The organism is Odoribacter sp. AF15-53, from assembly GCF_003479425.1.
Lineage (GTDB): Bacteria > Bacteroidota > Bacteroidia > Bacteroidales > Marinifilaceae > Butyricimonas.
Map to the genome: position 1 here is coordinate 66081 of NZ_QUHC01000011.1, position 26116 is coordinate 92196.

General features: G+C 44.1%; 22 protein-coding genes and 1 tRNA gene. 16 read left to right on the forward strand and 7 right to left on the reverse strand.

Annotation, left to right across the window (positions count from 1 at the left end):
- Positions 1–9: 9 nt before the first annotated feature.
- The 3 genes from DWW52_RS17460 to DWW52_RS17470 all read right to left on the reverse strand — a co-directional run bounded on the left by DWW52_RS17460 (position 10) and on the right by DWW52_RS17470 (position 5376).
- Positions 10–3450: a SusC/RagA family TonB-linked outer membrane protein gene (locus DWW52_RS17460; RefSeq protein WP_233556968.1), complete on the reverse strand. Its 3441-nt coding sequence runs from the start codon at positions 3448–3450 to the stop codon at positions 10–12.
- 106 nt (positions 3451–3556) lie between these two features.
- Positions 3557–4711: a FecR family protein gene (locus DWW52_RS17465; protein WP_118716782.1), complete on the reverse strand. Its 1155-nt coding sequence runs from the start codon at positions 4709–4711 to the stop codon at positions 3557–3559.
- Between the two features lie 104 nt (positions 4712–4815).
- Positions 4816–5376, reverse strand: a complete 561-nt coding sequence (locus DWW52_RS17470) for an RNA polymerase sigma-70 factor (protein ID WP_158582653.1) — start codon at positions 5374–5376, stop codon at positions 4816–4818.
- Positions 5377–5670: 294 nt separating this feature from the next.
- Here DWW52_RS17470 and DWW52_RS17475 point away from each other — a divergent pair.
- Positions 5671–5744: transfer RNA gene (locus tag DWW52_RS17475), tRNA-Asn, on the forward strand.
- Between the two features lie 93 nt (positions 5745–5837).
- On the opposite strand, the gene DWW52_RS17480 is transcribed toward DWW52_RS17475, so the two are convergent.
- Positions 5838–8489 (reverse strand): ATP-binding protein, encoded by a 2652-nt coding sequence (locus DWW52_RS17480; RefSeq protein WP_118716786.1) that lies wholly within the window; start codon positions 8487–8489, stop codon positions 5838–5840.
- 414 nt (positions 8490–8903) lie between these two features.
- On the opposite strand from DWW52_RS17480, the gene DWW52_RS17490 reads away from it, so the two are divergent.
- The 5 genes from DWW52_RS17490 (at position 8904) to kbl (ending at position 13859) form a co-directional block, all read left to right on the forward strand.
- On the forward strand, positions 8904–9221 hold the full coding sequence (locus DWW52_RS17490) for a TusE/DsrC/DsvC family sulfur relay protein (protein WP_118716790.1): 318 nt from the start codon (positions 8904–8906) through the stop codon (positions 9219–9221).
- Between the two features lie 11 nt (positions 9222–9232).
- Complete coding sequence (locus DWW52_RS17495) at positions 9233–9895, forward strand: hypothetical protein (RefSeq protein WP_118716792.1); 663 nt, start codon at positions 9233–9235, stop codon at positions 9893–9895.
- Positions 9885–11198, forward strand: a complete 1314-nt coding sequence (locus DWW52_RS17500; protein WP_118716794.1) for a (Fe-S)-binding protein — start codon at positions 9885–9887, stop codon at positions 11196–11198. Before DWW52_RS17495 ends, DWW52_RS17500 begins: the two co-directional genes overlap by 11 nt.
- Positions 11199–11278: 80 nt before the next feature.
- Complete coding sequence (locus DWW52_RS17505; protein ID WP_118716796.1) at positions 11279–12442, forward strand: aminotransferase class V-fold PLP-dependent enzyme; 1164 nt, start codon at positions 11279–11281, stop codon at positions 12440–12442.
- Positions 12443–12668: 226 nt separating this feature from the next.
- Positions 12669–13859, forward strand: a complete 1191-nt coding sequence (kbl, locus tag DWW52_RS17510; protein ID WP_118716798.1) for a glycine C-acetyltransferase — start codon at positions 12669–12671, stop codon at positions 13857–13859.
- Positions 13860–14050: 191 nt separating this feature from the next.
- Here kbl and DWW52_RS17515 read toward each other — a convergent pair whose 3' ends face one another.
- The 3 genes from DWW52_RS17515 to DWW52_RS17525 form a co-directional block, all read right to left on the reverse strand.
- Entirely contained in the window at positions 14051–14725 is a 675-nt protein-coding gene (locus tag DWW52_RS17515) for a hypothetical protein (protein WP_118716893.1), read from the reverse strand.
- Between the two features lie 438 nt (positions 14726–15163).
- Complete coding sequence (locus DWW52_RS17520; protein ID WP_118716801.1) at positions 15164–15358, reverse strand: hypothetical protein; 195 nt, start codon at positions 15356–15358, stop codon at positions 15164–15166.
- Between the two features lie 6 nt (positions 15359–15364).
- On the reverse strand, positions 15365–16264 hold the full coding sequence (locus DWW52_RS17525; RefSeq protein ID WP_118716895.1) for an AraC family transcriptional regulator: 900 nt from the start codon (positions 16262–16264) through the stop codon (positions 15365–15367).
- 161 nt (positions 16265–16425) lie between these two features.
- Between DWW52_RS17525 and DWW52_RS17530 the strand changes: the two genes are divergently transcribed.
- From DWW52_RS17530 to DWW52_RS17580, 10 genes are all read left to right on the forward strand, one after another.
- Positions 16426–17277, forward strand: a complete 852-nt coding sequence (locus DWW52_RS17530) for an aldo/keto reductase (RefSeq protein ID WP_118716803.1) — start codon at positions 16426–16428, stop codon at positions 17275–17277.
- 75 nt (positions 17278–17352) lie between these two features.
- A complete protein-coding gene (locus DWW52_RS17535; protein WP_233556970.1) occupies positions 17353–17880 on the forward strand; it encodes a flavodoxin in 528 nt (175 codons plus the stop codon).
- Positions 17881–18203: 323 nt separating this feature from the next.
- Complete coding sequence (locus tag DWW52_RS17545; RefSeq protein ID WP_118716807.1) at positions 18204–19130, forward strand: AraC family transcriptional regulator; 927 nt, start codon at positions 18204–18206, stop codon at positions 19128–19130.
- A gap of 263 nt (positions 19131–19393) precedes the next feature.
- The gene (locus tag DWW52_RS17550; protein ID WP_118716809.1) at positions 19394–20038 is read left to right on the forward strand and encodes a CoA transferase subunit A; all 645 of its coding nucleotides are present in this window, start codon (positions 19394–19396) and stop codon (positions 20036–20038) included.
- Positions 20039–20115: 77 nt separating this feature from the next.
- The gene (locus tag DWW52_RS17555) at positions 20116–20502 is read left to right on the forward strand and encodes a hotdog domain-containing protein (RefSeq protein WP_027201909.1); all 387 of its coding nucleotides are present in this window, start codon (positions 20116–20118) and stop codon (positions 20500–20502) included.
- A gap of 14 nt (positions 20503–20516) precedes the next feature.
- Positions 20517–21344: a 3-keto-5-aminohexanoate cleavage protein gene (locus tag DWW52_RS17560; protein WP_118305606.1), complete on the forward strand. Its 828-nt coding sequence runs from the start codon at positions 20517–20519 to the stop codon at positions 21342–21344.
- A 32-nt stretch (positions 21345–21376) separates the two neighbouring features.
- The gene (locus tag DWW52_RS17565) at positions 21377–22420 is read left to right on the forward strand and encodes an L-erythro-3,5-diaminohexanoate dehydrogenase (RefSeq protein WP_118716811.1); all 1044 of its coding nucleotides are present in this window, start codon (positions 21377–21379) and stop codon (positions 22418–22420) included.
- A gap of 103 nt (positions 22421–22523) precedes the next feature.
- Positions 22524–23561: an L-erythro-3,5-diaminohexanoate dehydrogenase gene (locus DWW52_RS17570; protein ID WP_118716813.1), complete on the forward strand. Its 1038-nt coding sequence runs from the start codon at positions 22524–22526 to the stop codon at positions 23559–23561.
- A 141-nt stretch (positions 23562–23702) separates the two neighbouring features.
- Complete coding sequence (gene ablA, locus DWW52_RS17575) at positions 23703–24947, forward strand: lysine 2,3-aminomutase (protein ID WP_118716815.1); 1245 nt, start codon at positions 23703–23705, stop codon at positions 24945–24947.
- Positions 24948–25039: 92 nt separating this feature from the next.
- Positions 25040–26050, forward strand: coding sequence for a hypothetical protein (locus DWW52_RS17580; protein ID WP_118716817.1), 1011 nt, complete (start codon positions 25040–25042; stop codon positions 26048–26050).
- Positions 26051–26116: the final 66 nt, after the last annotated feature.

Consider the following 26116-nt stretch of genomic DNA (forward strand, 5'->3'; position numbering starts at 1 on the left):
TCATAAATATTAGAAACTAGCATTTAACGTAAACGTAAATGTTCTGGCAAACGGATAATTCAACCCCATCTCACGTTTAATCGTCGACATCGTTGCAAGATCCTTCATGTTAAACTGTACTCTCAACGAACTCAGGTAAATCTTCCGTAACCATATCGGGTCAACGTCATACCCCACGGAAAGAGAGTTAAAGACCACATTATTGTTCTTTTGCACGAATCGGGAAGTTGAACGGGTCACGTACAAACGATCCTTGATATCTTTCAACGGGACTACATCTCCGATATTCAGCCAACGATCCGTGGTCACCCGATTATCCGCATTGTACTTGATCAGATTGGCATTTTCCACGTTATTCACCAACGTCGAATTGTATTCATCCCCACCACACTCGTAAAGGAATGTCGTGTAGAACGTGAAATTCCGAAAACGCAGATTCAATCCGAAAGCACCTTGAATTTTCGGTTCGGTATCCCCGATCTTCTGTTGCTCGCTCGACTCCCACGTGTAAGTGATCGTTCCGTCGCGTTTCATGTAAACCTCCTGACCGTTTGCCGGATTGATACCCAAAGACTTCATCCCGTAAATCGCTGTCAATGAACTTCCCTCCTCGTATTTCATAAACGTTTGGGAGAATTTGGAATCCTGAGCTTTCGAAGCATTCTGATTATATTCATCAAAATACTCGTCAATCCGCTCGTTATACTGCTTCAACGACTCGGAAATCTTCAATATCTTATTCTTGTTATGCGCCAAGTTTCCAAACACGATAACATCCCAGTCCTTATCACTATACGCACGCACGTTCAGATCCAACTCGATCCCCTCGTTCAGGATCTCACCGATGTTATCCGTGTACTTGCCGAAACCGGAGGAAGACGGGAGGGATACTTCAGTCACCAGATCAATCGTTTTCTTGTAATAATAATCAAACCCCAGCGTCAGGCGATCTTTCCAAGTCGTAATATCCGTACCGATATTCCAAGATAACTGTTTTTCCCAAGTCAGATCGTCATTTCCCATGTAAATCAGGTTGGCACCGATACCCGTCTGATACCAGTCATCCAACAAAACCTCATAAGTATTTCTTGCCATATAGGGTTGGAAATTCGATTTACCGGTTTGTCCTACATTCCCTTTTATTCGGAATTGAGTGATCCATTCGTTTCCTTTTATAAAAGCATAGTTATGAAGATTGATTCCCGCACCGACAGACCAGAAAGGAGCCCACTTATTATCGGAACCAAACTCCGAAGAACCGTCATAACGGAAAGACACGTCGGCCAGATAAATATCATTATAACTGTAATTCATCATCAGGAATGCCCCGAACAATCGGGTCTTGTTATCCGAGAACGTCGGTTTTTTCACCACCTCGTAAGCATAAGCCGGAGAATGTCGGTTAGCATCCGGAAAACCCCGGTAATGAGAATACGAATAGGCCGTGTTCGAATAGGTCGCATTAAATCCCAAAGAAAAATTCAGGTTATGTAACCCCAGCAAACGATTATAAGCGGCAAAAACATTCGTGTTCCAACGAGTTGTCGTTGTCTGGGATTGTGTCAACTCTCCCTTTAAAAAAGCCGTAAGGCCCGTACCGTATTTTGCAGATTCCGGGTCCGTGAACACGTTCGTTTTATCCTGTTTATAACTGATCGCAAACTGCCCTTTTACTAACAAATAATCATTCACGTACCAATTCATTGAAAGATTATCCGTGAATTCCTTGTAATCGCTCTTGTTAAAATTTCCCAATGTAGCCTCGTACAAAGGATTAATAAAACTATCCCCGTAATTCCGTTGCGGCAATTTCTTCAACAACTTTCCGTTTTTATCTTTCCAGTGTTCATAAGGATGCTTGTTCGTGTAATCCCCAAACGATCCGTAAGGCGAAGCCTTGGAACGCATCATGTCATAAGACACCTTATTCTGCATCTGGAACCCTTTGTAACGATATTCCAGCGTCAGCCCCGCACCTATCCGGTTACGGAAAGATTCTTTCATGACTCCATTCTGGTTATCGTAACGTAACTCTATACCAAAGCGAATCACATCGGAACCACCCTCCACGTAAAGGCTATGCTTGTGATTAAACATCGTTGTCAAAGGCTGGGACAACCAGTAATAATCACCTCCCGCCAGAATCGCATTCCTCTTATCCAGATATATACCGTACAAGTTGGCTTTTTCTCGTTCATAGTACTGGTAATCCGGATCCGAAGCATATACCCCTGCAGCCCACTCGGCTTCCAGATTCTCCCGCGCATTCATCATGTTGTAGCTACTAAGATCCGGAGCTGTAATCTCGTAATTACCACTATAAGACACCACGAAACGCCCCGGACGAGGAGCAATCGTCTCGATCACCACCACCCCGTTTGAGGCCCTTGAACCGTACATGGCGGTTGCAGCCGCATCCTTCAAGATCGTGATATCCTTAATCCGGTTCACATCGAAATCATACACTTTCTCCACCGATACCTCGAAACCGTCTAATATAAAAATAGGCGTGTTCGGATTATTAGTTATCGCAAATTGCGACACGTCAGCAGCTTCCAGCACGTCCAATTCCTTTATCCCCGCGATACCGGAACGACCCCGCACGTAAAACTCCGGCAAAGTATTCGGGTCCGACCCCATCAGATTATTCTTCATGATACGCAAAGAAGGATCAAACACCTGCAAGGCATCTATCACGTTTCGCCCGGCAACCTTCAAAATATCTTCCCGCTTCACCTGCGTGGCGGTTCCGGTAAAACTCGATTTCTTGATATTCGCGTATCCCGTTACCACGACATCCTCCAGCGCCACCTTATCCTCCCTCATCGTGATATTCAAATCCTTCAGATTTTTCCAATCCCAAACCTTCACCTCCTTATTCTCCATGCCGACAAACGTCAGTAACAACGTTACCGTGTCCCTAGGAATAAACTCAAGCCTGAAAACGCCATCATTATCCGTTGCCACCCCCAACTTCGTACCTTTTATCAAAACGGTCACGCCGGGTAACACCCCTCCTTTCTCGTCTCTCACCGTACCCTTGATAACAACCGGCTTTTGTTGAACCGTATCCCGGCCCACCACCGAAACAGGGCGCACGACAATCAATTTCTCCTTGAACTCGTAAGTCAGATTCCTAGGCCCCAACAGTTCCTTCAACACCTCTTCCAGACGCATATTCGTCACCCGGATAGAAACATTCTTTTGGGATTCGACCACATCATAATTGTACAGGAAATCATAGCCGCTCTTTTTCGTGATTTCTTTAAAAACCTCAGCGAGCGTGGCGTTTTTTACTTTCAGATCAAGAATCTCACTTTGAGAGTAAACATTAGCCGATAATGACATGGTTCCCAAGAGAATAAAAAATGCAATCCTACTCATCATAAATAACATTTTCTGTAGCCACATTTTCTTACGAAAGGTGGCATAGATCCACTTTTTTTTCATAGATTTGTAGTGTTTAAATTAAACATTTCACTCTTGCCAACGAATTGCAAGCAGTTAGCTTGAGTGGTTACCATAAAACTGAGAATGATAGGAGTCGTTCTCAGTTTTATTTATTAGTCACAAAAACAGTCCTATCTTTAATCTTAAAATCAACATCTTGTGTTAATTTTATGGTTTCAAGAAATTCCAAGATTTCACCGTACCGTTTTACCCGTCCGGAAAATCGGACATCCCTCACGGCATTCGTTTCATAAAATACATCAACATCATACCAACGAGCCAATGTGTTCATGATATCTTCCAAACGTTCTTTTTCAAACATGTAATACCCGTCTTTCCAGGAGGTGTACAACCGAACATCCACCTGTTGAACTTCCAGTTGTTTCGATTGAACGGTAAATATGGCCTGTTCTCCGGGTTTCAATACTTTTTCGACATGCTCGCCCTCCACCCGAACAACACCCTCAACTAACGTGGTCACAACTTGATGCAGATCTTCATACGCCGTTATATTAAAAGAAGTACCGAGAACCCGGACGTTTAGCTCCCCGCTTGTCACGATAAAAGGTCTCTTGGAATCCTTCACTACCTCAAAAAAACCTTCTCCCTCCAACACAACCCGACGCTGATCAGCAGCAAAAACAACCGGAAAAACCAAACGGGATTCCGCGTTCAACCATACTTTGGTTCCATCTTCCAAGATCAACCGGTACTCCCCTCCCCGCGGAATTTTCACCGTGTGAAAGGCCTCCTCTTTCACGAAAGAAAGCGTATCCGCCGTGTAGACCAATATTTCATTCTCGTTATTTATAATTCCGCCTTGTTCCTGTAACGTGATACTTTTCCCCGCACTCAACGGCACCTCTACCCCGGAAGCCATCGTCAGAAGCGCTTTGGACTCTCCGGCACGTATCGCCAAAATATCCTTCGGCTCCACGTCTCCCCGGTAATCCCAATACAATCCGGCAAATGTAAACACGATGGCGACAACCACGGCTGCAGCAAAACTAACATAACGATACAACCTCTCCTGTCGACGCTTCTTCACCTTCGACAGTCCCGCCAGATATTTCTCATAAGCGGCATCCACATCTATTTTACTTTCCGCACGACAAGCCCTGTAATACTTCTCCAATCGATGAAAAAGTAAGCGACGGTCCGGAGATTCATCCATCCATTGCAGCAATTCCTCTTCCTCCGATAAACTTAATAGTTCCCCGTTAATCTTGGCAGAAATTATTTCCCATACACGATCTTGCATCTTGTCACATTTTGTTTACAACCGTATGACACCAAATTTTCATTTTGATGTGACAAGAAATTTCATTTTTTTTAATCACATAAGAAAAAAAATACCCCCACCCCTTAACGGTGAAACAATATCATATATAATATCATCGTGAATGTCTTCCCGCTTAAAGAATCGCGCAAGGACTTAAACGCCCTGCCCATCTGCGTGCGCACCGTGTTAATCGAAATTCCCAACTGATTGGCAACTTCTTGATATTTCATGTTTTCCAGACAACAAAGCGTGAAGATCGCACGACATTGCTCAGGTAACTTATTTATCGCCCGTTGGATTTCTTCCCGTTCTTCCATCTCCTCCAGACTGAATTTAAACTCCTCAGCCTCCTCCACCACCATGTGAATCAAACGATCATGATGTCGTTTCTCGTTTCGCAAGTAATTCAAACAGTTATTTCGTACAGAACGGTACAAGTAACCTTCCAAACCTCCCACGATACTCTTATACTTCTTTTCGTACCAGAACGTGATAAAAAATTCTTGAACAACATCCTCCGAGGCCTCCCGATTTTTTAGAAAAGCATTAGCATAGAGCACTAAATTAGCGTAATACATATAAAACAAACGCTTGTATGCCCGTTCATCGCCCAGTTTTAGTTCTTGTAATTCTTCATCTGTCACGTACCTGCATTTTTTAATTGTACCACTCCAATATTAATTAAAATTCACAACACGAAAAAATATAATCCAGAATATTTACAATGACATCAACAAATATATAAAAAAACAAACTGTTTTTTACGAATATAGAAATAATAACTTGAACACTCAACCGACCCCACGTTTTACACCGATTTGATTTTCAAAGCCTCAGAACAAGTCTCCAAACAATTTTCAATTTTTCATTAAATTTTCTCCTGAATTATTTTGCATGATCCCCTAAAAACCCTATATTTGCATCGCTTTTGAGAAAATTCCTTAGTAGCTCAGTTGGTTAGAGCGGCGGACTGTTAATCCGTAGGTCGTAGGTTCAAGTCCTACCTGAGGAGCTTCAAAAACTAAGCCAGCAGAAATGCTGGCTTTTTTCTTTTATAAACTTGTTTTTACAGGTAATTTTAGCTTCTTGATCCAAGATTTTCAAATTACTCCTTCTTATCTTCCGGTTTCAGATAAGGTATTTTAAAATAAACAGTCGCTCCTTCCCCCAAGACAGACTCGACCCAAATCTGACCTCCCAAAAGCTCTATAATCGTCTTACAAATGGAGAGTCCCAACCCGGTACCTTGTACAAACTCGTTAACTTTATAGAACCGATCAAAAATATGCTCCAAGCCTTCGGGTGAAATTCCGATCCCGGAATCTTCCACGCAACACTCGATCCATTTTCCATCCGCAGAAACGTTAGCCCCCACGACAATACTCCCCCGCATGGTAAACTTTTTTGCATTCCCTACCAGATTCATAAACACTTTCGTCAACTTCGCCTCATCCGTCAGAACCAACAGTTCCTTCCGGGGACCTTTAGAGACGAACTTAACCCCTTCCGCCGCATTCAAATGGCCGATATCCAATATGAAATTCACCAGAAAATGAAAATCACAAACCGCAAAATGCACCTTTTCCATACCCGCCTCCAACCGGGACAGATCAAGCACGTCATCCAACAACCCCAATAACGCCCGGCTATTATTAGCAATCGTGTCACTAAACAACTTCCTCTCCTCTTCGGAGTATTCCCCTTCCACCATCAAATTTGCAAATCCGACAATACTGTTCAGCGGCGTTCGGATCTCATGCGAGATATTGGCCACGAAAGCCGATTTCAAGCGATCAGATTCCTCGGCCTTACGCATGGCGATCTCCATATTTTCTTCGGCAACCTTATAACGATTAATGTCGATGCCCATTCCATATACATATTTGACCTTCTGACCTTCGCTCATTTCCACGGTTTCCACAATCCCGCGACTTTCCAACCAAATATATTTGCCCGAATTATTAAAATCTACTCGAAACAAGGTAGTAAATTCACTGACATTCTGATTCGATATTTTATCGAAACACGCGAGCATTTCTTCCCGATCATCAGCGTGGACGTGAGCGATCAATTTTTCAATCGTGTTCAATTTATCCTTCAGCTCGTCACTCCCAAAGAACCCTTCACCAAACTTCAACACGTTCTTATCAACATCATACCACCACGAGTAAGCCTGCAAAGCATTAATCGATATACGCAGGAACGTCTGTTGTTGCCATTCGCGAGTGATATCCCGCAACATGAGTACCGCACCATTCACTTCATTCAAATCATTCATCAACGGTGAAACGTTCCCGGCTATCTGCTGAACGGGAGCCTTGCACGGGATCAGCACCGTGTTCATGGACAAATCCCGTCTTTTTCCCTCCCGTATCACTTTTAACAACAACTCTTCAATCCCCTCACCCCCGTTCCGGCTTATTTCACAAAGCTCTTTCAAAGGTCTCCTGATTACTTCGTTCCCGCATCCCAAGCCCTCCACGGAAGCCTGATTCAACTCGATTACTCGCAACTCCTTATCCACGACAATAATCCCCTCACTCATGGAAGACAACGTATTCGACAAAATTTCAGTCTTTTTCTTTAGCATCTCGGCAATCTGTTGCGTTGCTTTCTCTAAATAAACACTCCGGTGTAAAATCTTTCTATATCGCATTCGCGACAAGATCAAAAACAACACCAAGCACAACAACAACACGAATACTCCTCCCGCCATTAAAATATAACTCTTATAGGTATTCCAAAATGTTCCCCGTTCATTAAGCACCAAGCTGTTTTTCGGAAGCATCGCTTGCTCAACCCTCCACTTCTTCAATTGATTATCATCAAAAACCGGTATTGGGTGTACCGTATCAATCGGAATGGATCGCGCACGCTCTCCATTCAATATCCTCACGGCTATTCTCCCCGCCCGGTTCCCCTGTTGATCGGCAAACGCAACAATTCCCCCGAATATACCCTTACCCAACCCGTTATCAATTGCCGTGAAAATTGGCACCGGACACTCGTTAGCATACATCGAATAATACACGTCCGGATCAAGATAAGTCCCCTGTTTTCCCAGTTGCCACGTGGTCAATATCACGAACGACAAAGGATAAACATTCTGAAGCTCTTTCAAGAAATTATTCACCCCCGTGATTGTATCACCCCCGAAAACAATCGGGAATTTATCCCCGTACTTTGCCAATTGCTGTTGTGCCAACGTCTGGTGAGCTTGTCCTGCCCCCGTCCGATCTGAAAACACGTATACTTTTTGTGCTTCCGGGAATAACTTACGTCCTAGCAAAAATACCTTCTCGTAATCAACATTACAAATAACCCCCGTCACGTCCTCGAAACCTGCTCTCTTCTCGTAACAGGAAATACCACAAAACACAATAGGTGTCTCTTTCAATAGAGGAACGTCCAAAGAAAAAAGAGTATTGTTCGCCTCTTCATCCGAAACGATAATCAGATCCAACTTCCCCTGAATCTCCCGCAATTGTGTTTCCAATAATGATTGTCTTACCGTCAAATTTGTCAGCCGCTTGGAATCCAGATAAATGACTCTCAAGTCAACATTACAAGAAGTTTTGTTCAATTGTTTCGTCACGCCATTCAACACTTTCCGTCCCCAGACCTGTTCCGAATCATAAGAACTCACGAATAAAACCCGTTTGATCTCATGTTGAGGCACATTTTCCCCCATAACGTCTTGAACGGACGTAAACAATCCGTACAAAAGGAGTAATATGAACATTCGGAGGTTTTTCATATACACGTTTCAAACGTCTAGCACACTATATACAGCCGTAAAGATAATATTTTTATCACAAAACATTCGATTCACAAGCTATTTTGCACAACATTGACAATTTATATCTCCAAGATAAAAGCATTTTACAGGATCATTCTCCTTATCAATTCTTTTCATAATACAAAAAAACATAATATTTGCGACAAAAAATCCCTTCATTTCGTTTATATCAAATCTTTCACTTTCAGCCATCCCGCCACACACCCCTAAAAACCAGATAAATAACGTCCAATTCTCACCCCACAAGTACCTTTTTCACCTATTTGCATGCACAAAGACTTTATCAACCTTCTCCTCAAACCCAAACAAAAATCATTGTGATTATTGCAAATTATTATTATATTGCCATTCAATCTAAAACCAATAAACATTATGGCAACACTAGAAATTCAAGGAAAAACATTCGAAGTAGACGGGGACGGATTCCTCACTGATCCTTCAATCTGGAACGAAGACGTGGCAAAATTATTCGCGGCATCAGACGGAATCAATGATTTGACGGATAACCACTGGGCCGTGATCAAAATCATCCGCAATAACTTTGAAGAAAAAGGGAACGCTCCCATGGTTCGTACCATCTGCAAAGAAACCGGATTAAAATTGAAAGATATTTACGAGTTATTCCCGTTAGGACCAGCCCGGGGTGCGTGTCGGGTGGCAGGATTACCCAAACCTGACGGTTGCGTCTAATACCCATGACCATGTCTTGGTATATTTGGACCTCGTTAGCTGCACTTCTTTTTTGTGTAGTACTACTGGGGGGATATTTTCTACGGTTATTAAAAAAGGGTTCTCCCAAGGACCTTTCTCAAAAATCCGGGAATATTGCCCAAGCAGTCTGTTACTCTTGTATCGGAGCCATGTCACCTATGCAAAAAGAATCAGCATACTTACACCTGCCCACTTATACGGCAGGTATATTTTTTCATATAGGAAACTTTCTGGCTATAGCCGTGTACCTTCTATTCACGCTCGCGGTTATTTTTCAGTTCCAACTTCCTATTGAAAGCGCAACGAACCTCATCGTCATTTTAGTGGCGGCAGTCATTTTTATCGCGGCAGTTTGCGGGTTGGCTTTATTCATCAAGCGACTGGCAAAAAAAGAACTCCGGGAACTATCCTGCGCGGATGATTATATCTCGAATCTTCTCTGCACGGTGATGCTTTTCCTGACGACTTATTCCCTGTTGACGTTACAATTCGGGACCGCGTATTATATCATAATGGCGCTCCTTTTCGTGTGGATACCCCTGGGTAAAATCAAACACGTGCTTTACTTTTTCTTTGCCAGATATCATTTGGGCTTTTTCTACGGTTGGCGTGGGACATGGCCTCCTAAAAAAGCAGTACAATATGACAAATAATATCACCAACGAACAAAAAGCCAAAGCTCTTGCGATCCTCTCGAACACGAGCGACAGCAAACTGGAAACCCACCTGAACGCGTGTGTACGCTGCGGCTTGTGTGCATCCAGTTGCATGTACTACCTCACCATGAAAGAAGGTAAATACATCCCGGCCCGAAAAGTCGATCAGGTCAGTTCTATTTACAGGCGTTACCAAACGTGGCAGGGCGCCATGTTCCCCTCACTGTTCAACGCCCGGGAACTAAATGAAGAAACGTGCGACGAAATGATTGATTCCCTCTTCGGCTCATGCACCATGTGCGGCCGCTGCGTGAAACATTGCTCCATCGGCGTGGACATCCCGTTCATCGTGAAAAAAGGGCGAGAAATGCTTGCCGCCATGGACCTTGTCCCGAAAACCCTTCAGGCAACCGTGGATGCGGCCATCAACACCGGGAACAACATGGGCATTCCTACCGAAGAATTCGTGGACACGATACAATGGATGGAAGAAGAACTACAAGACGAGTTGGAAGACCCAAAAGCCGGGATATTCCTGGATCAACCCGACAAGAACGTCTTCTACACGCTGAACCCGCGGGAACCGAAATTCTTCCCCCTATCCATATCCGCCATGGCAAAAGTATTTTACGCTGCCGGCGAGGAATGGACATTGTCATCCAAGTACTACGACGTGACCAACTACGGGTATTTCAACGGTAATAACGCCGAGGCAACCCAAATTGCCCGCAACCTTTACGACGAGATCCACCGCCTGCACGGCAAACGTCTCGTGCTCGGGGAATGCGGACACGGTTCAAGAGCCATGCGCTGGGAAGGTCCCAATTATCTCAAAACCCAATACGATTTCGACACGATTACCGTGGTGGAACTCATCGGAGAATACATTCGTAGTGGAAAAATCAAGCTCGACAAAACCCTGAATGACAAAGTAGTCACCATACATGACCCGTGTAATCTAGTGCGCAACGGGGGACTACTCAACGAGATTCGTTTCGTGGTAAATTCAGCCGCCGCGCATGTCGTTGAAATGACACCTTACGGCACGGATAATTTCTGTTGCGGGGGTGGCGGAGGAGCTTTAGCTATGAGTGAATACAACGAACGTCGTCTCAAAATCGGCCAGATCAAAGCCGACCAGATCACCGCAACCAAAGCCGAGATTGTCGTAACCCCGTGCCACAACTGCGTGGATCAGCTAACCCAAATAAATCACACTTATAAACTGGGCATCACCATAAAAACGGTGGCAGAGTTGGTAGCGGATGCCTTAGTAATTGAAAATGAAATGATTCAGTGATTGACATCACTCATTTTAATGCGGTTAGCTTGTGCAGTTGGAATCTAAAATTTAAAATCTAAAATTATAACACGAGCATTATGAGCAAATTAATCTACTTAGACAATTCAGCAACCAGCTTCCCGAAGCCGGATGTAGTTTATGATTTCATGAACGATTTCTACCGTAAACATGGTGTAAACCCAGGACGTTCCGGTTTCGACGCCGCCGTTGAAACCGAGGAAGTAGTAAACTCTACCCGTAAAATGTTGACCAAACTCTTCAACGGGGGAACCGACCACAATCGTCTAACATTCAGTTACAACGCAACCGATTCTTTAAACCTGATCATCAACGGCCTGGTTGAAAAAGGGATTCACGTGGTTTCCACCATGCTGGAACACAACTCCGTGTTGCGCCCGCTTAACATGCATCATCAAAACGGCACCATAGACGTAACTTACGTACCTTTTGACGAAAATGGTTACGTGCATCCTGATGATATCAAGAAAGCTATCCAACCAAACACCAAGTTCGTGGTCGTAACCCATTGCTCCAACGTACTGGGAACCATCCAACCGCTGGCAGAAATCGGTAAAGTCTGCAAGGAAAAAGGCGTGATTTTCGTGGTTGACGGAAGTCAGGGTGCCGGGGCTGTCGATCTGGACATGCAAGCTTCAAATATCGACGTGTATTGCTTCACGGGTCACAAATGCCTCATGGGACCGACAGGAATCGGAGGTTCATACGTGCGTGAAGGAATCGAGATCAAACATACCCGTGCCGGAGGTACCGGAGTTCGTTCCGCTTACCCCGTACACTTGGACGAATACCCCTACCGTCTGGAATACGGAACGCTTAACTTGTTGGGTGTTGCCGGATTGAACGCCGGGGTTAAATGGATTCAGGAACAAGGCATCATGAACATCCATCACCGGGAAATACAGTTATGGGATAAACTCCGGAAAGCATTACAAGATATCGAAGGAGTTAAAACATACTGCGCTAACAGTCCTGAAAACAAGAACCCGGTTCTTAGCTTCAACATTAACGGTTTCGATTCCGCTGACGTGGGCACGATGCTCGACGTGGATTACAATATCGCCGTACGTACCGGGCTACAATGCGCCCCGAAAGTACACGAGGTTATCGGCACGTTCGACATTCACGGGACAGTTCGCATGAGTATCGGTGCGTTCACGACAGAAGAAGACGTTAACACCGCCATCGAAGCCGTGAAAGAAATCGCCGCAATCAAGAATTAAGGCAAGAAATATCCCCCCTGATACTAAAGTGTATCAAAAATCCCCCCTTTCCCTCCTACCCGGGAGGAAAGGGGGGTGCTTTTACATTTCCCTTAGTTCACGGGCTCAAAACCTAAAATTCATAACCGAAAACCTAAAATTAATTCGATATCTTCATTTTCGAATACATTGTTAGTAAAAAATCATTACTTTTGAGGCCATTAAAACAAACAAAAAAATTAGCTATATGTACGGAAAATTTCAAGACTTTTTAAAGACTGAAATCCAGTCAATAAAAGATGCCGGCTTATACAAGAGCGAAAGAATTATCGTTACCCCGCAAGATGCTGAAATTAAACTTGCCACGGGAGAAACTGTATTAAACTTTTGTGCAAACAACTACCTAGGACTTTCTTCTAACGCTGCCGTGATCGAGGGAGCCAAGAAAGCATTGGACAGCCGTGGTTACGGTATGTCTTCAGTACGTTTCATCTGCGGAACCCAAGATATTCACAAAGAACTGGAAGCTAAAATCTCTCAATTCTTCGGGACGGAAGACACCATTCTCTACGCGGCTTGTTTTGATGCCAACGGAGGTGTATTCGAACCATTATTCGGACAAGAAGATGCCATCATCTCCGACGAGTTGAATCACGCTTCTATCATTGATGGTGTTCGTCTTTGTAAAGCCGTACGTTACAGATATAAACACGCCAACATGGACGATCTGGAAGAGCAATTGAAAATCTCTCAGGCTCAACGTTACCGGATCATCGTTACCGATGGTGTATTCTCCATGGACGGAGATATTGCCAAAATGAACGAAATCTGTGATCTGGCTGAAAAATACAATGCCTTGGTAATGGTTGACGATAGCCACGCTGCCGGATTTATCGGTGAAACAGGACGTGGAGCCGCCGAATATCACCATTGCATGGAACGTGTTGACATTTTCACCGGAACCCTTGGTAAAGCTCTGGGTGGAGCCATGGGAGGATACACGACCGGTAAAAAAGAAATTATTGACATGTTGCGTCAACGCTCAAGACCTTATTTGTTCTCTAACTCTCTATCTCCGGCAATCTGCGGTGCTTCTATCGCCGTGTTCGATATGCTGACCAAGAGTACGGAACTGAGAGACCGGGTAATGGACAACGCTAACTATTTCCGGGCCAAATTAACGGAAGCCGGATTCGACTTGAAACCGTCTGAATCAGCAATCTGTGCCTTGATGCTTTACGATGCAGTTCTTTCTCAACAATTTGCTGCCGAATTACAGAAAGAGAACATCTACGTTACCGGATTCTACTACCCGGTTGTTCCGAAAGGACAAGCCCGTATTCGTATCCAATTGTCTGCCGCTCATACACGTGAACAATTGGATCGTGCATTGGCTGCCTTCATCAAGATTGGTAAAAAATTGGGTGTTATCAAGTAAACAAGATAATCACGATACCATAAAAAACAGTTTGAGACATGATCTCAAACTGTTTTTATTTTAATACACCTTTCTATCGTCTTTCCTGTTAACTTGTATTCCCACCCTAATATTTTTACCCCAGAAATCATAATTCGATGTTATCGAAATAGAGCACAATAAGTAACAGCAAGCCAATTAAAGCATTATTACTACGGGATAAAGGTAGTATTACCCTTAGACAACTCATAATATTTGCAATGCTTGTTCAACACGCATTCATCACACAAGGGGTTCCTGCTTTTACACACCAGCGCGGCATAATCCAGTATAGCCCAGTTCAATTCCTTGCATCGACGGACTTCCACGATATCATTGGCCAATTCCTGAATTTCCTTGTCATGGCGCACGTCGATAAAATCACCCGGTTTAAAATAGCGTTTCAGCAACCGGGACATATTCACGTCCAAAAGCGGTTTCCGGTTCCGCAGAATAAACAACTCGAAAGCATTCGTGACATACAACCCGATAAAACCGGAATCCCGCAACTCGTTCGAATTTCCCGGGATATTACCCCCTCTTCGCCGGATATCCTCCCCCAACTTGTAAAGTCGTTTCGCCCGATGCCGGTATAATCCCAAAGGTTTCATCACCTCCTCCAACTCTTCGAGTGAAGCATTTGCCAAAGCATTCCAATCGGAATATTTCGAGAAAAATGTATCAAAATACTTGGCCACAGTCTCTGCCTTCGTGCGCTGTAACAGGATTTCCGATACAATCTGCTGGTATTTGGTCGCCCCGTCTTCCCGCCACGGAAATACCCGCTGGTTCTCGTCGAACCACCGTAACAGACGATGTTGCAGATATTGTACCATGACTTCACGCATATACCCTATAAATTTATTCTAATAGTCTAAAGCCAACACTCCCCAATATACCAATTTTACGACAAAGATAATGAATTAAAGAAAGTCCCCATATTTTTCTCGATCATCCGTTAGGGCAAACACGTCAAAACTCGTGATGCATTTAACCTGACATGAATACCCCTTTTCAAGGAAAACACTTGAGATAAACTACATTTTTAAGCGACCATTGCCTCACGTCTAGGCCACCTCTAGGCGACTTGACCGCCATTTAGCCGCCACTTAACCGCCACCTAACCGCCATTTTAGTAGGAAATAAGCTTTTTTAACGCTTACAAAAAGTTGGTATTCCGGATCATAAAAGAAATCGCTAACAGGCTATTCCAATACCACGGGACGGTTTATCCCTTGTTTATCATCTTCCGTCCCCCTGTGAAATACATTTTTTACATTTTATCGCTATAAATCATTCAAGGCAAACGTATCAAAACGCTCCACTCTTCCGGGGATATATTCCTTCGGGACATTCTCGATCGTCAAGAACGGGAAATAGCAACCACATCCACACTCATCAGCATGAAAGGCGTCGGGAGTCAACCGCAGGCACACTTGAATAAATGTACAACCAATATAACGCAATCCCAAATAAAACAAGGCGGTCTAACTTAATGCCGCCCTGTATTCGTTAGGGGAACAACCGACTACTTTTTTAAACAGTCGACTGAGGTGATGAGGGTATTTGAATCCCAGCTCGTAAGCAATTTCACTCACCGATTTATCTTGATCGGCAAAACGTTCTTTCACCCGGTTAATAACCGTCAACTGGATATATTCCTGCGCTGATTTCCCGGCCTCCTTTTTTATCAGATCACCGAAATAATTGGCAGACAAATGAAGTTTATCCGCGCAATAGGCAACAGAAGGCAAGCCATAGGTCAGCGGGGCCTCCGAATCAAAATAATTGACCAACAAATCTTCAAAGCGAGAAAGAATATCCTTATTGACATCCTTGCGGGTGACAAATTGACGATCGTAAAAACGCACGCAATGATTCAGGAACACCTCGATATTAGCGGTAATAATCGCACGACTGTGTTTATCAATCGCGTGTTCCAGTTCCTCCCGGATTCCCAGAAAACAATTGATGACGATCTCCCTCTCCCGGTCGGACATGTGGAGCGCCTCGTTTGCCTCGTAAGAAAAAAACGTGTACTCTTTCATTTTTCGCCCTAGCGAAGTTCCAAGTAACAAATCAGGATGAAAAAGTAACGCCCACCCTTTTCCCTGCACACGGGTTCCGTCGTCATCAATTCCCGCTATTTGGCCCGGACCGATGAAAACCAATGTACCTTCCTGATAATCGTAAGTTTTACGCCCATACCGTAAATCCCCGCACTTGACATCTTTCAGGAAAACGGTATAAAAACCGGCATTCCGACGTGCATGTCTTACCGGGGGCACTTCAGAAAAGTTGAGCACGCTCACGAGCGGATTCAAAGTCTCCACTCCCAAGAATTCATGGTAATCATGAATCGAATCCATTTTCAATATTTCACCCATACGTTTAATAATTTTGTTTGATACAAATTTAATGATTCTCATTCAATTTGATACTACATGTACTCGAAATCAGTAATATTGGTATACATATCTGTAATCCGTCTAGTTCCTATTCAGCATTCAGTTCGTAATTTTGTCATACACAAAAAAAAGAATAACGCATGGAAAAAGTAGTATTAAATAATGGAGTGGAAATACCGGTTCTGGGATTCGGCGTTTACCAAGTGAGTGACGCCGAAGAATGCGAGCGCAGTACATTTGAGGCTCTCCAAGCAGGTTATCGTTTGATTGATACGGCTGCCGCTTACATGAACGAAGAGGCTGTCGGGCGAGCTATAAAACGTAGCGGTATTCCCCGGGAAGAGTTATTTATCACAACGAAACTATGGGTACAGGATGCCGGTTACGAGAAGGCAAAAGTAGCTTTCCAGAAATCACTCGATCATTTGGGACTGGATTACCTGGATTTATACCTGATCCATCAACCTTTCGGCGATTACTACGGGGCATGGAGAGCCATGGAAGAGTTGTACGCCGCGGGAAAGATTCGTACAATCGGGGTTTCGAATTTCTTCCCGGATCGACTGGTAGACTTGATTCTTCACAACAAAATTGTTCCGGCCGTGAATCAAATCGAAACGCATGTTTTCTTCCAGCGAAATGAAGACCAAGCCTTGATGAAAGCACACGGGGTACAAATCGAGTCGTGGGGGCCGTTTGCAGAGGGACGTAATGATATGTTTCACAATGAAATTTTGACTTCTATCGCCCGAAAATACAACAAATCCGTGGCGCAGGTTGTACTCCGCTGGTTAACGCAAAGAGGCGTGGTGGCTATCCCGAAATCCGTACACCGGGAACGAATCGTCGAGAATTTCCAGATTTTCGACTTCCAACTGGACGATAACGACATGCAACAGATCGCGTCTCTCGACATGAAGAAAAGTTTATTCCTCGATCACCACGACCCGGAAATCGTGAAATGGCTGGGGACTGTAAAATTTGAGAGTTAAGACAACACGAATTCATTACCATTCAATATGTATATAAATATGATCGCAAAATACCTTTTAATAATCGCAACAATCATGGGAACATTCAACATGGAGACAAAAGCACAGAAAAATACTTCCGGCAAAAAAGTATTAATCGCTTACTTTTCCCGTAGCGGGAACACGAAAGCTGTCGCTAATCATATCAAGAATCTGACAGGCGGAGATCTGTTCGAAATCGAGGTAGCCAAACCTTACCCGGCAGAATATCACGCTTGCACGGAAGTTGCCAAAAAAGAAAAAGAGGCAAACGCCCGACCGGAGTTGAAAACGAAAGTGAAGAACATGGAGGAATACGATATCATATTCATAGGGTATCCGAACTGGTGGGGAACGATGCCCATGCCTATCCTGACATTCCTGGAGAGTTACAAGCTGGACGGAAAAATCGTTATCCCCTTCTGTACTCACGGGGGCGGAGGCGAGCAGAATTGCTTCAAGGATTTCGTGAAAAACACGAATAAAGCCGTGAACAAAAAAGGATTTCTCGTTAGCGGCGGAATGGCAGAATCAGCCCGCCCGCAAGTGGAGAAGTGGTTACGAGAGATTGACGTGATAAAATAAACATACATTTTATCTAGGAGTGGTTGTTTCAAATCCACGTTCAGACTCCCTCCCTCTCCGGATACACCCTCTATAAACGAGGGCTCCGAAAAAGTCCTTTCCAAAGGAAACAACTACCTCCTCCAGCTCCCCCTTACACAGGGGGAGAGCTGATTACCAAGCAGCTTCCCCTCCTGTGTAAGGAGGGAACAGGGGTGGTAGTTCAAGATTATGGGACTTTTTCAGCGGCCTCGTTTATAGAGGAGGTGGCGGAGGAGTTTATGAAAGAGAATTGAACTTTTGGCTCCCTCTCCCTCAAATTATAAAACAACATCTTAATCCCTATGCCAGATAACGTGCTAAATATCGAAACGTTGCATCAATATAACACATTGATCGGACAAAGGACATTACATCCTTTAGTCAGCATCGTGGACACGTTCGAGGCAAAGCAATTCAAGAATTTATCTATCCGGGGTAATTTTTATGCCCTGCTTTTCAAACAAGTCCGGTGCGGGAATACCCGATTCGGACGTAAATGCCATGATTTTCAAACCGGAACTCTCGTGTTCAAGTCGCCCGGCGAAGTGGTTGAACTAAATAAAAAAACTATTTTCGGACAAAATCACATACTGGGAATCTTGTTCCACCCGATAGTGTTAAACGAAGCTCCTCTTATTCACAAAAAATCGGACTACTCATTCTTTTCTTACAGGGAAAACGAATCCCTCCATCTATCCGAACAGGAAAAACAAATTATCCTGAACTGTACCAACAATCTACAAAAAGAACTGTCACGGGATATTGACAAATTCAGCTTAAGATTAATAGCCGTGCATCTTGAACTACTCATGGATTACTGCCTACGCTTTTACGAACGGCAATTTATCACCCGCACGAATATAAATCAGGATATCCTCGCCCATTTTAACCGATGTTTAGAGAAATATTTCCAAAGTGAACGCCCCGAAAAGACAGAATTACGAGCCATCGAGTTCGCCCGGGAAGAAATTCCCCAATCACTCGCCTACTTAAATGATCTGATCAGAAGCGAGTCCGGCAAAACACTACGGGAATACACTCGTTTTAAGCGAATTGAGATGACGAAAGAACTGATCCGGACTTCCGATAAAACCCTCCCGGAAATCGCAACCGGACTAGGATTCACGGATTCACGCACGCTATTCTGTTTATTCAAAAAAATCGTCGGTTCTACCCCTGAGGAATACAAAAAGAAATGGGGATACCCCTCCAACGAACTCCCGTCATAAATTCAAAACAGAGAAAATCAACCACATACAAAATATTTTCCACGGGAAGTATTGATTTCTATCTTAAAATATTCTAATTTAATAGCGAAAATCTTACGGCGATAACGGGTATTTATTTTCAACTACGTAAAATGATTCTCAATAAAGAATTTTTTCCGTTTTTGTGTTGAAAATATTTCATTTATTGCCCGGAATGATATAAATTTGACAAATCAATGCGAATGTGTTAAATATTTAACTGAAACAATATAAAAATGCTTCCTATGAGTAAATTTATTTCTATCGAAGAGGCTGTATCAAAAGTAAAAGATGGCATGACCATCATGGTAGGCGGATTCCTCGCAAACGGAACCCCTAACAAAATCGTTGATGCGTTAGCAAAATCAGGCGTGAAAAACCTGACGTTGATCTGTAATGACACGGCTTACCCGGACAAAGGAGTCGGTCAATTGATTGCCAACAAACAAGTAAAAAAACTTTTCGTGTCACACATCGGGACAAACCCGCACACGAGCGAACAAATGAATAGCGGAGAACTGGAAATCGAATTCTGCCCGCAAGGTTCATTGGCCGAACGCGTACGTGCAGGCGGTTGCGGTCTGGGAGGAATCCTAACTCAAACCGGAATGGGTACCATCGTGGCTGAAGGGAAACAGATCGTCAACGTGGATGGCAAAGACTACTTGTTGGAAAAACCGTTGAGAGCCGATATCGCATTGGTTGGTGCCAGCCTTGGAGACAAAGCCGGAAATCTGGTTTACCGGGGAACATCTCAAAATTTCAACCCGTTAATGGCTTCTGCCGCCGACTTGGTAATTGCAGAGATTAACGAACTGGTTGAAATCGGTGAAATCGCCGCAGAGAACGTGAAGACCCCCTCAATCATGGTGGACTTCATCGTGAAATGATCTACGATTGACGATTTATGATTTTCTAATCAAAAATCATTACATCACCCAATTAATAAAATTCAAAATTCAAGGAAATGGAAAAATCAATGATAAGATTAAGAATGAGTGCAAAAGACGCTCATTATGGTGGTAACTTAGTTGACGGCGCACACATGGTACATTTGTTCGGGGATGTGGCCACGGAATTATTAATCATGCATGACGGTGACGAAGGGCTGTTTGTTGCTTATGACAACGTGGAATTCTTGGCTCCTGTTTATGCCGGAGATTATATCGAAGCTACCGGGGAGATCGTGAAAGTAGGAAACACCTCCCGCAAAATGGTTTTCGAGGCGAAGAAAGTTGTCGCTGCAAGACCTGACATTTCGGCTTCGGCAGCGGATGTACTAGAAGAACCGATCGTAGTTTGCCGTGCAAGCGGAACCTGCGTGGTGAAAAAAGAAGACCAGAGAAAGAAATAATCTAAATTATTATTATGGAGAAATTAATTATCACAGCAGCCATTTGCGGGGCAGAAGTTACCAAAGAACAAAACCCTGCCGTTCCTTATACAGTAGAAGAGATCGTGAGAGAAGCGAAATCCGCTGTAGACGCAGGCGCAGCTATTGTTCACCTTCATGTTCGTGAAGATGACGGTACCCCGACCCAAAGCAAAGCACGCTTCAAAGAGTGTATCGACGCTATTTATAAGGTATGCCCGGACGTTATTTTGATCCCCTCTACCGGAGGAGCCGTGGGAATGACCGCTGAAGAACGTCTTCAACCGACAGAACTTTTCCCCGAAATGGCAACTCTGGATTGTGGTACCTGTAACTTCGGAGACGAGGTTTTCGAGAACACCATGCCGATGATGAGAGATTTCGGCAAGAGAATGCTCGAAAACAACATCAAACCGGAATACGAATGTTTTGAAATGGGACATCTTGACACCGTATTGACCATGGCTAAAAAAGGTCAGGTTCCCGGAGCCCCGATGCAATTCAACTTCGTTCTCGGCGTTCCCGGATGTACCCCAGCCACGGTACCGAATCTTTGCTGGCTTGTAAACGCAATCCCCGCAGGTTCTACGTGGACGGCAACCGGAATCGGTCGTCATGCCTTCACTCTTGCAGCTCCCGCTATCGCAATGGGAGGTAACGTTAGAGTAGGCTTTGAAGATAATCTTTACTTGGAAAGAGGTGTACTGGCTAAATCCAATGGCGAATTAGTAGCAAAAGTAGTTCGTATCGCCAAAGAATTAGGGCGTCCGATCGCTACCTCCGCAGAGGCAAGAGAAATTTTAGGATTAAAACCGTTAAAATAATTGATTTATAAATTTTCAAATTTAATTATACTATGCAAAAGAAAGGAAATAAATACGGCACCCACCGTGTAATCGAACCCAAGGGAGTGTTACCCCAACCCGCCAACAAGATTGATAACAACATGGACGAGATCTACGACAACGAAATCCTGATCGACGTTCAGACTTTAAATATCGACTCGGCTAGTTTCACCCAGATCGAACAACAAGCTGGTGGCGATAAAGCAAAAATCGCCGAGATCATGCTGGAAATTGTTGCAAAACAAGGAAAACATCGTAACCCGGTAACCGGATCAGGCGGTATGTTGTTAGGTACGGTTGAAAAAATCGGTGATGCATTGAAAGGTAAAATTGATTTGAAAGAAGGTGATAAGATCGCAACTTTGGTTTCTCTTTCTTTGACTCCTCTTCGTATTGACAAGATCAAAGATATTCGCCCGGACATCGACCAAGTAGACATCGACGGTAAGGCTATCCTTTTCGAAAGCGGAATCTACGCTAAGATCCCGGCTGACCTTCCTGAAAACTTAGCATTGTCTGCATTAGACGTGGCCGGAGCTCCCGCTCAAACTGCTAAATTGGTTAAACCCGGTGACACCGTGTTAATCATCGGTGCTGGAGGTAAATCAGGTATGTTGTGCTGCTACGAGGCCAAAAAACGTGCAGGCGTTACCGGTAAAGTAATCGGCTTATGCCACAGCCAGAAGAGTACCGAACGTTTACAGAAACTTGGTTTCTGTGACTATGTATTCTCTGCCGATGCAACTCAACCTGTTCCGGTAATGGAGAAAATCGAGGAATTGACCAATGGCGAAATGTGTGACGTTACGATCAACAACGTAAATATCACTGATACTGAAATGACTTCTATCCTTTGCACGAAGAACACGGGTATCGTTTACTTCTTCTCTATGGCAACCAGCTTCACGAAAGCAGCCCTTGGAGCAGAAGGTGTTGGTAGCGACGTGACCATGATCGTTGGTAACGGTTACACGAAAGGACATGCAGAGATCACGCTTCAAGAACTGAGAGAAAGCGAGGCTTTGAGAAAGATCTTTACTGAACTTTACGCTTAATTAATTACATGATTCTGTGATTTCCGATTCCGAGATTACAATTCTCTGACCGGAGATCACGGAATCATCTAATCATAGAATCATTTAATCACAAAATTAATAAATGGACAAGGGTTGTAGATACGGAACACACAGGGTAATTACTCCGGAAGGCACACTTCCTCAACCGGCATTAAAGCTGGATAACACGATGAGCATTTATGACAACGAATTGTTGATAGATGTGCAAACATTAAACATTGATTCGGCCAGTTACACGCAGATAAAAAGCGCTTGCAACGGGGACGCGGACAAAATGAAAGAAATGATTCTTTCTATCGTGGCAGAAAGAGGTAAAATGCAAAATCCTGTTACCGGATCGGGTGGTATGCTTATCGGAACGGTAAAAGAGATCGGGCCTAATTTCCCGGACAAATCACTGAAAATCGGAGACAAAATTGCCACGCTGGTTTCCTTATCCCTGACTCCATTAAAAATAAACAAGATCAAACATCTTGATCCGGCATCGGATCAGGTTGACGTGGATGCACAAGCGATCCTATTTGAAAGCGGTTTATACGCCGTGCTACCGAATGATATTCCGGAAAAACTGGCATTAGCCGTGTTGGACGTGGCAGGAGCCCCGGCTCAAGTAGCCCGTCTGGTAAAAGAAGGAGATACGATATGTATCATCGGAGGGGGTGGAAAGTCTGGAGTACTTTGTTGCTACCAGGCCATGAAAAACGTCGGACCTTACGGAAAGGTCATCGTGGTGGAATACTCGGAAGAGAACGCCCGAAGAATTAAAGATATGAATCTCGCCACTCACGTTATTGTTGCCGATGCGACAAAAGTGATGGACGTGTATAAAAAAGTGACCGCGATTGCAGGGGAAAGAGGTTGTGAGGTAACGATTAACAATGTAAATGTTCCCTCAACAGAAATGACCTCGATTCTCGTCACAAAAGGACAAGGATGCGTTTATTTCTTCTCCATGGCGACCAGCTTCACGAAAGCGGCACTGGGAGCTGAAGGAGTAGGAAAAGATATAAATTTAATCGTAGGAAACGGATATGCCAAAGGACACGCCGAACTGACACTGAGTATCATTCGGGAGTCGGTGGAAATCCGGGAACTATTTAATAGACTGTACGTTAAATAAAATCGCAATGCGATTTTATAGATAAAAGATAAAAATTAAAAGTTGAAAAAAGCGTTGGCTGGTGCAGTTGAAAGCTAGAATTAAAAAAGCGCTCGCGCTTATGGCAATTTAAAATTTAGAATTTAAAATAAATAAACAGAGATGGCTGAAAGCAGACGAAAAGAATTTTTTCCAGAAGTAACAGATGAACAATGGAATGACTGGAAATGGCAAGTGAAAAACAGAATTGAGACTGTGGATCAATTAAAAAAATATCTTGATCTGGATCCCAGCGAAGAAGAGGGTATTCGCAACGCATTAAAAATGTTGAGAATGGCAATCACCCCGTATTATTTAAGTTTAATCGACAAGAACAATCCACATTGTCCTATCCGCAAACAAGCGGTTCCTTCTGCCTTGGAGCTACACAAAGCAAGTGCAGACTTGGAAGACCCGTTACACGAAGACAGCGATTCTCCCGTACCGGGATTAACTCATCGGTATCCGGACCGGGTGTTATTCTTGATCACGGACCAATGTTCCATGTATTGCCGTCACTGTACCCGCAGACGTTTTGCCGGACAAAAGGACAGTGCCTCCCCGACCGAACGCATTGATAAATGTATCGAATACATCGCCAAGACGCCACAAGTAAGAGACGTACTGCTGTCCGGTGGTGACGCATTGTTGGTAAGCGACGATCGTTTGGAATACATCATCAGCCGCTTGAGAGCCATCCCTCACGTGGAAATCATCCGCATCGGTAGCCGTACCCCGGTAGTATGCCCGCAAAGAATTACCCCGGAGCTGGTAAATATGCTGAAAAAATATCACCCGATCTGGTTAAATACTCACTTCAACCACCCGGATGAAATCACGGAAGAATCAGCTGCCGCTTGCGCTCGTTTGGCGGATGCAGGTATCCCGTTAGGAAACCAGACCGTATTATTGAGAGGGATCAACGATTGTACCTACGTGATGAAAAAATTGATGCACGGATTAGTAAAAATGCGTGTTCGTCCGTACTACATCTATCAATGTGACCTTTCCATGGGTATCGAGCATTTCCGTACTCCGGTTTCCAAAGGTATCGAAATCATCGAGAACTTACGCGGACACACTTCCGGATATGCCGTTCCCACGTTCGTGGTTGACGCTCCCGGTGGTGGCGGTAAGACCCCGGTAATGCCGAACTACGTGATCTCTCAATCTCCGAACCGGGTTGTATTGAGAAACTACGAAGGTGTTATCACCACCTACACGGAACCGACAGATTACAAGGAAGAGTGCCACTGCCCGGAATGTGAGCAAGCTCGCAAAGAAGGTGTTGCCGCACTGTTACATGGCGATATGCTCTCTATCGAACCGAAACATCTGGCTCGTAACGAGAGAAATCATCACGAATAAAATAATTAAGTGATTCCGTGATTTCCGATTAAGTGATTTAATCTCTTCTCCGAAAATCACAGAATCACTTTATCAATAATCATCAATAGCCAATGTTTATCGAGGAGATTCTAAAATACAACAGTATAGCAATCGTGGGTCTGGCCAAAAATGCCGGAAAAACGGAATGCTTGAACTATATTCTTCGGAAAGTGAAGAATACGGGAAAGCGTTTCGCCCTTACCTCAATAGGCATCGACGGGGAAAACAGAGATCAGGTTTGCCAAACGCCCAAACCGGAAATTGAAATCTTCGAAGACATGATTTTCATCACGTCTGAGATGCATTACCGGTCCAAACGTCTGGTGGCAGAGATCATGGATGTCAGCACACAACAAACCTCGTTAGGACGTCTGGTAACCGCCAGAGCTGTCAGTTCGGGGAAAGCCTTGTTATCAGGGCCTGCCGACACGGGATCATTAAAAGCCCTCATCCAAGGGATGAAACGTTTTGACGTGGACACCACCATCGTCGACGGGGCTCTCTCCCGACTTAGTCTCAGCTCTCCGGCCGTGACGGAAGCCATGGTGTTAGCCACGGGAGCCGCGGTATCCTGTAATATACCTCAACTGGTTAGAAAAACAAAATACGTGTATGACCTCATTTGCTTGGAGACAGCAGAACCGGAGATGATCCGGCAACTGATTGACATCGAGCAAGGCATGTGGTCCATTGACGAAAACGGGAAAGTTCACGATCTGAACATTCCTTCCGTGTTTATGCTTGAAAATAACAAAGACGAAGTTTTCAAGTACGGGAACACATTATACGTGGCAGGCGCCATCAGTGACAAATTATTGCAATTCCTACGGCAACAGAAACAAATCAAGGAGATCACACTGATCATCCGTGATTTCACCAAAATGTTCGCCTCCATGGAAACATACTATGCTTTCCTCAAAAAAGGCGGAACCATGAAGGTATTGCAAAAAAGTAAACTATTGGCTGTTTGTATCAATCCCCAATCCCCGGAAGGATATTGTCTGGATTCCGACGAACTGAGAGTAGCCATGCAAGAGTGCTTGGGTATCCCTGTTTATGACGTCAAGAGAATTGAAAATTGAAAATTGAAAATGAATTTAGATTGAAGGAATTAAAAAGCGACCGCCCCGTGCGGCTGGAATCTAAAA

Bases quoted from the DNA above. Each gene is read 5' to 3' on its own strand.
- DWW52_RS17545 (WP_118716807.1), top strand. From the start codon at position 18,204: ATGCCAGATAACGTGCTAAATATCGAAACGTTGCATCAATATAACACA.
- DWW52_RS17480 (WP_118716786.1), bottom strand. From the start codon at position 8,489: ATGAAAAACCTCCGAATGTTCATATTACTCCTTTTGTACGGATTGTTT.
- DWW52_RS17550 (WP_118716809.1), top strand. From the start codon at position 19,394: ATGAGTAAATTTATTTCTATCGAAGAGGCTGTATCAAAAGTAAAAGAT.
- DWW52_RS17490 (WP_118716790.1), top strand. From the start codon at position 8,904: ATGGCAACACTAGAAATTCAAGGAAAAACATTCGAAGTAGACGGGGAC.
- DWW52_RS17505 (WP_118716796.1), top strand. From the start codon at position 11,279: ATGAGCAAATTAATCTACTTAGACAATTCAGCAACCAGCTTCCCGAAG.
- DWW52_RS17530 (WP_118716803.1), top strand. From the start codon at position 16,426: ATGGAAAAAGTAGTATTAAATAATGGAGTGGAAATACCGGTTCTGGGA.
- DWW52_RS17535 (WP_233556970.1), top strand. From the start codon at position 17,353: ATGGGAACATTCAACATGGAGACAAAAGCACAGAAAAATACTTCCGGC.
- DWW52_RS17570 (WP_118716813.1), top strand. From the start codon at position 22,524: ATGGACAAGGGTTGTAGATACGGAACACACAGGGTAATTACTCCGGAA.
- DWW52_RS17580 (WP_118716817.1), top strand. From the start codon at position 25,040: ATGTTTATCGAGGAGATTCTAAAATACAACAGTATAGCAATCGTGGGT.
- DWW52_RS17565 (WP_118716811.1), top strand. From the start codon at position 21,377: ATGCAAAAGAAAGGAAATAAATACGGCACCCACCGTGTAATCGAACCC.
- DWW52_RS17495 (WP_118716792.1), top strand. From the start codon at position 9,233: ATGTCTTGGTATATTTGGACCTCGTTAGCTGCACTTCTTTTTTGTGTA.
- DWW52_RS17465 (WP_118716782.1), bottom strand. From the start codon at position 4,711: ATGCAAGATCGTGTATGGGAAATAATTTCTGCCAAGATTAACGGGGAA.
- DWW52_RS17525 (WP_118716895.1), bottom strand. From the start codon at position 16,264: ATGGGTGAAATATTGAAAATGGATTCGATTCATGATTACCATGAATTC.
- ablA (WP_118716815.1), top strand. From the start codon at position 23,703: ATGGCTGAAAGCAGACGAAAAGAATTTTTTCCAGAAGTAACAGATGAA.
- DWW52_RS17560 (WP_118305606.1), top strand. From the start codon at position 20,517: ATGGAGAAATTAATTATCACAGCAGCCATTTGCGGGGCAGAAGTTACC.
- DWW52_RS17460 (WP_233556968.1), bottom strand. From the start codon at position 3,450: ATGAAAAAAAAGTGGATCTATGCCACCTTTCGTAAGAAAATGTGGCTA.
- DWW52_RS17500 (WP_118716794.1), top strand. From the start codon at position 9,885: ATGACAAATAATATCACCAACGAACAAAAAGCCAAAGCTCTTGCGATC.
- DWW52_RS17555 (WP_027201909.1), top strand. From the start codon at position 20,116: ATGGAAAAATCAATGATAAGATTAAGAATGAGTGCAAAAGACGCTCAT.
- DWW52_RS17515 (WP_118716893.1), bottom strand. From the start codon at position 14,725: ATGCGTGAAGTCATGGTACAATATCTGCAACATCGTCTGTTACGGTGG.
- kbl (WP_118716798.1), top strand. From the start codon at position 12,669: ATGTACGGAAAATTTCAAGACTTTTTAAAGACTGAAATCCAGTCAATA.